Origin of the sequence: Microbacterium sp. (assembly GCF_051953575.1) — a bacterium.
GTDB lineage: Bacteria > Actinomycetota > Actinomycetes > Actinomycetales > Microbacteriaceae > Microbacterium.
In genome coordinates, this window is record NZ_JBQCIP010000172.1 from 1 (window position 1) to 8045 (window position 8045).

At 70.4% G+C, this 8045-nt stretch carries 7 protein-coding genes; 3 read left to right on the top strand and 4 right to left on the bottom strand.

Annotation, left to right across the window (positions count from 1 at the left end):
- A partial coding sequence (locus ACTHNQ_RS10700; RefSeq protein WP_440333352.1) for a DNA gyrase/topoisomerase IV subunit A occupies positions 1 to 2046 on the top strand: 2046 nt, incomplete at its 5' end.
- Positions 2047 to 2118: 72 nt separating this feature from the next.
- Here the strand turns inward: ACTHNQ_RS10700 and ACTHNQ_RS10705 are convergent.
- The gene (locus ACTHNQ_RS10705; protein WP_440333353.1) at positions 2119 to 4200 is read right to left on the bottom strand and encodes a DNA gyrase/topoisomerase IV subunit B; all 2082 of its coding nucleotides are present in this window, start codon (positions 4198 to 4200) and stop codon (positions 2119 to 2121) included.
- 170 nt (positions 4201 to 4370) lie between these two features.
- Between ACTHNQ_RS10705 and ACTHNQ_RS10710 the strand changes: the two genes are divergently transcribed.
- A complete protein-coding gene (locus ACTHNQ_RS10710; RefSeq protein ID WP_440333354.1) occupies positions 4371 to 4589 on the top strand; it encodes a DUF7455 domain-containing protein in 219 nt (72 codons plus the stop codon).
- 15 nt (positions 4590 to 4604) lie between these two features.
- On the opposite strand, the gene ACTHNQ_RS10715 is transcribed toward ACTHNQ_RS10710, so the two are convergent.
- Entirely contained in the window at positions 4605 to 5648 is a 1044-nt protein-coding gene (locus ACTHNQ_RS10715; RefSeq protein WP_440333355.1) for an alanine racemase, read from the bottom strand.
- The gene (locus ACTHNQ_RS10720) at positions 5645 to 6376 is read right to left on the bottom strand and encodes an alanine racemase C-terminal domain-containing protein (protein ID WP_440333356.1); all 732 of its coding nucleotides are present in this window, start codon (positions 6374 to 6376) and stop codon (positions 5645 to 5647) included. The genes ACTHNQ_RS10715 and ACTHNQ_RS10720 overlap by 4 nt, the downstream gene beginning before the upstream one ends.
- A gap of 43 nt (positions 6377 to 6419) precedes the next feature.
- On the opposite strand from ACTHNQ_RS10720, the gene ACTHNQ_RS10725 reads away from it, so the two are divergent.
- On the top strand, positions 6420 to 7442 hold the full coding sequence (locus ACTHNQ_RS10725; protein WP_440333357.1) for a sugar-transfer associated ATP-grasp domain-containing protein: 1023 nt from the start codon (positions 6420 to 6422) through the stop codon (positions 7440 to 7442).
- A 2-nt stretch (positions 7443 to 7444) separates the two neighbouring features.
- Here the strand turns inward: ACTHNQ_RS10725 and ACTHNQ_RS10730 are convergent, their stop codons facing one another.
- Positions 7445 to 7888, bottom strand: coding sequence for a VanZ family protein (locus tag ACTHNQ_RS10730; protein WP_440333358.1), 444 nt, complete (start codon positions 7886 to 7888; stop codon positions 7445 to 7447).
- Positions 7889 to 8045 lie beyond the last annotated feature (157 nt).

Consider the following 8045-nt stretch of genomic DNA (forward strand, 5'->3'; position numbering starts at 1 on the left):
CTCGCGCTGACCGAGAACCTCGACGAGGACGTCGTCGACTTCATCCCCAACTACGACGGCCAGTTCCAGCAGCCCGAGGTGCTGCCCGCCGCGTTCCCGAACCTGCTCGTCAACGGCACGACGGGCATCGCGGTCGGCATGGCGACCAACATGGCGCCGCACAACCTCATCGAGGTCGTGGGCGCGGCGACGCACCTGCTCGAGAACCCCGAGGCGACCGTCGAGGAGCTGATGGAGTTCGTTCCGGGGCCCGACCTCCCCGGCGGCGGGATCATCGTGGGCCTCGACGGCATCAAGGACGCCTACACGAACGGCCGCGGCAGCTTCCGCACGCGCGCGAAGGTGTCGATCGAGTCGCTCGGCCCGCGCCGCACCGGCCTCGTGGTCACCGAGCTACCCTACCTCGTCGGTCCCGAACGGGTCATCGAGAAGATCAAGGATGCCGTCAACGCCAAGAAGCTGCAGGGCATCTCGGACGTCAACGACCTCACCGACCGTCACAAGGGCCTGCGCCTGGTCATCGGCATCAAGACCGGCTTCGACCCGCAGGCGGTGCTCGACCACCTGTACCGGCTCACCCCGCTCGAGGACTCGTTCAGCATCAACAACGTCGCGCTCGTCGAGGGCCAGCCGCAGACGCTCGGCCTGCGCGAGCTGCTGCGCGTGTACCTCGACCACCGCATCAGTGTCGTCACGCGTCGCAGCCGCTACCGGCTGGAGCGTCGCAAAGAGCGTCTGCACCTCGTCGAGGGCCTCCTCATCGCGATCCTCGACATCGACGAGGTCATCCAGGTCATCCGCGCATCGGACGACGGCGAGCAGGCCCGCACGCGCCTCATGGACGTCTTCGACCTGTCACAGCCGCAGGCGGAGTACATCCTCGAGCTGCGGCTGCGCCGGCTCACCAAGTTCTCGCGCATCGAGCTCGAGGCCGAGCGCGACAGCCTGAAGGCCGAGATCGCTCAGCTCGAGGAGCTGCTCGGCAGCGATGTGCTGCTGAGGGCTCAGGTCGCCAAGGAATTGGATGCCGCAGCCGAGGCCTTCGGGACGCCCCGCCGCACGCTGCTGCTCAACGGCGGGCCCGTCCAGCCGCGCTCGCGCGCGGCCGCGGCGGTCGCGGACCTGCAGATCGCGGACTCGCCGTGCCGGGTCTACCTCTCCGCCACCGGGCGCATGGTGCGCGCCGAGCTGGATGCCGCCGCCCCCGGCGGCGGCATCGTCGCCCCCTCGCGACGTTCGAAGCACGATGCTGTCCGCTCCTCGGTCGACACCACGACGCGCGGCGACATCGGCGCGGTCACGAGCCTCGGGCGGCTGGTGCGCTTCACCCCGGTCGACCTGCCCTCGGTGCCCGGCAACTCCGTGCAGCTCGCGGCGGGCACCCGCGTCGACCAGTACCTCGGCCTCGGCTCGGGCGAGCACGTGGTCGCCCTCGTGCCGCTGGCGGACGCGCCGCCGATCGCCCTGGGCACCGCGCAGGGCGTCGTCAAGCGTGTCGCGGCGACGGAGCTCGGGAACAAGCACGACATCGAGATCATCGCGCTCAAGGACGGCGACCGCGTCGTCGGCGCGGCACCGGCATCGGATGGCGCCGAGCTCGTCTTCGTCACCGACGACGCCCAGCTGCTGAGATTCGACGCCTCGTCGGTGCGTCCGCAGGGTCGCTCCGCCGGCGGCATGGCCGGCATCCGGCTCGCCGACGGTGCCGAGGTCATCACGTTCGACGTCGTCGGGCCGACCGCCTTCGACGCGGTCGTGGTGACCGTGGCGGGTTCGGGAGCCGCGATCGCCGGCACCGATGCGGGAAGCGCCAAGGTGTCGCTGTTCAGCGAGTTCCCCGCGAAGGGCCGTGCCACCGGCGGCGTCCGTGCGCAGCGCCTGCTGAAGGGCGAGGACGCGCTGACGCTCGCCTGGGTCGGTTCCGACCCGCGCGCTGTGGGAACCGACGGCGCGACCCGCACTCTTCCCGAAGCCGGCGCGAAGCGCGACGCCTCGGGCGTGCCGCTCGACGGCGTCATCGGCGCGGTCGGCACCGGCATCCGCTGACCACACGAAGGAAGAGAGAGGCGCACCGGCACAGCCGATGCGCCTCTCTCTTAAGTGCGCGTAGGGGCGGGATCAGGCGTCGATGCGCTCGCGGGCCAGCCGGTCGCTGGAGTCGATGATGAACTCCTTGCGCGGTGCGACGTCGTTGCCCATCAGCAACTCGAACACGCTCGCGGCTGCCTCGGCGTCCTGCATGCGCACGCGGCGCAGCGTCCGGCCCGCGCGGTCCATGGTGGTCACCGCGAGCTGATCGGCATCCATCTCGCCGAGACCCTTGTACCGCTGGACCGGTTCCTGCCAGCGCTTGCCCGCCTTCGTGAGCTTGGTGAGCAGGGCGTGCAGCTCCTGCTCGGAGTAGGTGTAGATCGTCTCGTTCGGCTTCGAGCCCGGGTTCATCACGACCACACGGTGCAGCGGCGGGACGTCGGCGTAGACGCGGCCCTCGTCGATGAGCGGACGCATGTAGCGGAAGAACAGCGTCAGCAGCAACGTGCGGATGTGCGCGCCGTCGACGTCGGCGTCGCTCATCAGGATGATCTTGCCGTAGCGGGCCGCATCGAGATCGAACGAACGACCCGAGCCGGCGCCGATCACCTGGATGATCGCCGCGCACTCCGCGTTCGACAGCATGTCGCTGATCGACGCCTTCTGCACGTTGAGGATCTTGCCGCGGATCGGCAGCAGCGCCTGGAACTCGCTGTTGCGGGCGAGCTTCGCGGTCCCGAGCGCCGAGTCGCCCTCGACGATGAACAGCTCGGACTCGGCGACGTCGTTCGACCGGCAGTCCGCGAGCTTCGCCGGCAGCGACGAGGACTCGAGCGCGTTCTTGCGGCGCTGCGTCTCTTTGTGGGTGCGCGCCGAGATACGCGCCTTCATCTCGGAGACGACCTTGTCGAGCAGCAGCGCCGTCTGCGCCTTGTCGTCGCGCTTGGTCGAGGTGAAGCGCGCGGTGAGCTCGCGCGTGACGACGTTCGTGACGATCTGGCGGACCGCGGGGGTGCCGAGCACCTCCTTCGTCTGACCCTCGAACTGCGGCTCGGGCAGGCGCACGGTGAGCACGGCGCTGAGCCCCGCGAGGATGTCGTCCTTCTCGAGCTTGTCGTTCCCGACCTTGAGGCGGCGGGCGTTCTGGGTCACCTGGTCGCGCAGCACCTTCATGAGCCCCTGTTCGAAGCCCTGCTGGTGCGTGCCGCCCTTGGGCGTGGCGATGATGTTGACGAACGAGCGCGACACCGTCTCATAGCCGGTGCCCCAGCGGACGGCGATGTCGACGTGGCACTCGCGTTGCACCTCGGTCGGCACCATCGCGCCGGAGGGCTGGAGCACGGGAACCGTCTCGGTGAACGAGCCGGTGCCGGTGAGCCGCCACGTGTCGGTGATGGCCGAGTCCGGGGCGAGGAAGTCCGCGAACTCCGAGATGCCGCCGTCGAAGCGGTAGCTGGTCTCGACCGGCTCCTCGGTCTCGCGTCCGGGGCGCTCGTCACGGATGACGATCTCGAGCCCGGGCACGAGGAACGCCGTCTGGCGTGCCCGCTGCTCGAGCTCCTGCAGGTTGAACGTGGCGTCCTTGGTGAAGATCTGCGGGTCGGCCCAGTACCGGATGCGGGTGCCCGTGGCGCCCTTCGCAGCCCGGCCGGCGACCCGCAGCTCGCTGCGCTCCTGGAACGGGGTGAACGCCGACGCGGGGCTGCCGTTGGAGAAGACGCCCGGCTCGCCCCGGTGGAACGACATCGCCCACGTCTTCCCGCCGCGGTCGACCTCGACGTCCAGGCGTTCGGACAGCGCGTTCACGACCGATGCGCCCACGCCGTGCAGACCGCCCGAGGCCGCATACGACCCGCCGCCGAACTTGCCGCCGGCGTGGAGCTTGGTGAAGACGACCTCGACGCCCGAGAGACCGGTGCGCGGCTCGATGTCGACGGGGATGCCGCGGGCGCGGTCCTGCACCTCGACGCTGCCGTCGGCGTGCAGGATGACGTCGATGCGTGTGCCGAACCCGCCGAGGGCCTCGTCCACTGCGTTGTCGATGATCTCCCACAGGCAGTGCATGAGACCGCGCGAGTCGGTCGAGCCGATGTACATGCCGGGGCGCTTGCGGACCGCCTCGAGCCCCTCGAGCACCTGGAGATGATGGGCGGAATACTCGGCGGTCACAATCTCCCATCGTAATCGGGGCGCCCGACACCCCCGCGCAGACACGCGTCGCCCACCCCTCCGCGTACGCGCTGAGCGAAATGTCAGCTGCGTAGGGCATTCTCGGATCCCCGGCGTGGTTGTATTTCATGACCGGCAACGACGTTCTACGTATACGAGGAGGCACCGAGATGACCACGCTATCGACACCCACCGAGACCGCCGCCGTCCTCGAGTACCGCCTCACGGCCCAGGATCGCTGCGACTCCTGCGGCGCGCAGGCCTACATCGCGGCCGAGGTCAACGGCACCGAGATGCTCTTCTGCGCCCACCACGGTCGCAAGTACGAAGAGAAGCTCCGTGCGATCGCCACGTCGTGGCACGACGAGACGGCTCGCCTCTCGGAGTGACCCGCCCGCCGCGCGTCAGCCTTCGTAGACGCGCGGCACCAGCGGCGACACGCGCACCGCGATCTCTTCGCCGATCGTGCCGATGATCTCGGCGAGGTCGGTGCTCGACCCCTCGCCGCGCTCTCCCGGTCCGAACACCGCGACGGTGTCTCCGCGCTGAGCCCCGGGCCAGCTCTCGATGAGCGATGCGGTATCGCCGACCTCCGTGAGGGTGCGCGGTCCCGCCGCCGTGCCGACGGCCGCGCGCCCGGCCAGCGCGGACGGCAGACCGTGGGCGACGCCGACATCGATGCGGGTGAACGGACCCGTCTCGACGACATCAGCCTCCAGCGTGGCGATGGGCGTCAGCCCCAACTCGGCGGCCGAGGGCCCGCCCGCCGAGCGGATGCCGTAGCCGAACGCCCCCACGCGCACCATGTCGTACCGGAACTCCGGCCGCGCGAACGACGCGGCACTGGCCGCGAGATGGCGGACGGACGGATGGATGCCGGCGGCCCGGGCGTCGTCGAGCGCCCACTCGAACACCGCACGGGCGTCGTCGTCCTCGGCGTCCGACGCCTCGGCGATGTGGCTCCATACGCCGACGACCTCGATCACTCCCTCGGCCTGCAGCTCCGCGGCGCGTCGCACGAACGCGGGCCACTCCTCGGGTCGCACCCCGTTGCGGTGCAGACCCGTGTCGATCTTCAGGTGGACTCGCACCGTCGCCGCTGCGGCATGAGCGGCATCGGCGAGCTCTTCGAGAAGTCCGGCGTCGCCGACGCCGAGGTCGAGGTCGGCGGCGATCGCGGTGTCGAGGTCGCCGCGTGAGGCGGCGATCCACGCGAAGATCCGGGGAGCATCGCCCAGCACAGTGCGCACCGCCGCGCCCGTGCGCACGTCGAACGCGCCGAACCACCGGACGCCGGCAGCTGCCGCGGTCCGGACGACGGGCTCCAGACCGTGGCCGTATGCGTCGTCCTTGACGACGAGCATGAGACCGGCGGGGGCGACGGTGGCGCGCACCCGGTCCAGGTTCGCGGCCAGGGCCGTCACGTCGACACGCAGTCGCGCGGTCACGGTGCCTCCTCGCGGATCGCTCGCAGGCCGACCATCGTGATCAGCTCCTCTGGCCGCCATCCGCACGCACGCACCCAGTCGCCGAGCGCTGGCTCGCCCGCGGCAGGATCGCCGAGGAACAGCACATCGTCGCCACGGCGGACCGCGGCGTCCCGGATCTCGACGACACAGACGTCCATCGCGACCCGTCCGACGATCGGGTGCCGCTCCCCCGCGATCGCGACATCGACGAGGCCGCCGAGCGAACGGACGATGCCCTGCGCGTAGCCGCCGGTCACCAGCGCGACCCGCGTGTCGGCCGGCGCGCGGAAGGCGAAGCCGTACGAGACCCCTTCGCCGGCGCGCAGGTCCTTGACCGACAGCACGGTTCCCGTGAGGCGGAGGGCGGGGCGCGTAGCGGGGTCCTCGTCCGTGAGCCCGAAGAGGCTCGCCGGCGAAAGCCTGTCGTCGCGGGCGATCGCCGGCGGCGCGCCCGGCGCGGTCACGCCGCCGTCAGGCACCGTCTCATCGCGGGCGAAACCCTCGGCCTCCAGCACGTCGCGCACCAGCGACTCGCCGTGGCCCCAGGCATCCGCCGCGAAGATGCTCGAAGAGAACGTATGGATGCCGCGTGCCCGCGCCGCGCGTGCATTCGCCGTGAGCGCCGCGCGCGAGATGTGCGCGACCGGGGCGCTGCGGGGACCGTATCCGGGCGTCGACATGTCGTGCCCAGGGATAGCGGAACTCACGCCTCTAGACTATCGGGGTCCCCGAACCGAACCCGGAGCACGCATGTCTTCTCAGGGCCTCGCCCTTTCGAACCGCCTTCGCTACCTCGCCTGGCGCATCCGCCGCATCGACGTCGGGTCGGTGCTGGAGCGCGCGAAGGAGACCGCTCACGAGCACGGCAAGTGGACGCCTGCGGTCGTCATCGACATGCTGTGGTCGGCCGGGTTCAGGCAGGTCGGCTTCCAGGACTACGTCGACTACGACTTCGCCATCCTCACGCGCGCCGAGCGTGCTACCTATATGACGCACCCGGTGTCGAACGAGCTGTCGCAGAAGTACGACCACCCCGATTACCGCGGCCTGTTCCAGGACAAGGTCGAGTTCGATCGCACGTTCAGCGACTTCCTCCGTCGCGACTGGATGGTCGTCGAGGAGGGCAACGCCGAGGCGGTCCGGGCCTTCACCCAGAAGCACGGCACCATCGTCACCAAAGAGCCGGTGGGCCAGGCGGGCACCGGCGTGCACCGCTACCACGCGGCCGACATCACCGACTGGGACGGCTTCCACCGCGGACTCCTCGAGCGTGGCGAATTGCTGATCGAAGAGGTCATCCGCCAGCACGCCGACCTCGCCGCCGTCTGCCCTGGCACCGTCAACACGACGCGGGTGACCGCGTTCTTCGATGGCGAGCGGACGCACATCCTCGCGATGGCCCAGAAGTTCGGCCGAGGCGCGGTGAGCGACCAGATGACGTTCGGCGGCTTCTACACGATGCTCGACGAGAACGGCCACGCCGTCGGCCCCGGCTACGACTCGCACGCGCACGTGCACGTGAAGCACCCCGACAGCGGGTTCGTGATCGCCGACTTCCAGCTGCCGATGATCGACGAGGTGACGGCGTTCGTCGACCAGGTCGCGCGCGTCGTGCCCCAGGTCCAGTACGTGGGCTGGGACATCGTCGTCAGCCCCGACGGGCCGGTCCTGGTCGAAGGCAACTGGGGCGCCGGGGTGTATGAGAACAAGCCCAGCGTCACCGGCATCCGCACCGGCCACAAGCCGCGTTACCGCGAGGCGATCGGCTTCTGAGCTCAGCGGCGCCGGCGGCGCGGACCGCTCCCGCGGAGCATGAGTGAGGCCAGGGCTGCTCCGACGGCGGCGCCCAACGTGTTCCAGAACACGTCTTGAAGGTCGGGCACGCGTCCGGGGATCCTCACCTGCGCGTACTCGACGCCGAACGAGACCAGCACGCCCAGCAGCGGTGCGAAGCCCCACAGTCCACGGCCCAGCAGTAGGGCGGACGCTGCGCCGAGCGGGACGAACAGCATCACGTTGAGGACGCTCTCCAGCTGCCCTGCGCTGAAGTACCCCACCAGCGGCGAACCGACCCGCTCGGCCAGCGCCATGAAGGCGCCGCGGGCAGGACCGACCACACTGCGCGGTGCGAGCGTCAGCGCCAGGACGGCGGTCACCGACAGGCCGGCGAGGAGCAGCCGCGGAACGACAGGCGAGACACCTTCGGTGGGACGGGTCATGCACCCACCTCACATCACCCGGTGTTGCGTGAGCGTATGCAGCGCGCCCGGCGCCTCCCTCATGACACGCGAGATGCGGGGGGGCGGCCCGGGGCGGCGCCGCCGCCCGGCGGGGGCGGGCGGCCCCTGCGGGGGATGGGGCGCGGGGGGGGGGGGT

Excerpts from the sequence above, each read along its gene's own strand:
- ACTHNQ_RS10730 (WP_440333358.1), bottom strand. The coding sequence starts at position 7,888 with ATGACCCGTCCCACCGAAGGTGTCTCGCCTGTCGTTCCGCGGCTGCTC.
- ACTHNQ_RS10710 (WP_440333354.1), top strand. The coding sequence starts at position 4,371 with ATGACCACGCTATCGACACCCACCGAGACCGCCGCCGTCCTCGAGTAC.
- ACTHNQ_RS10725 (WP_440333357.1), top strand. The coding sequence starts at position 6,420 with ATGTCTTCTCAGGGCCTCGCCCTTTCGAACCGCCTTCGCTACCTCGCC.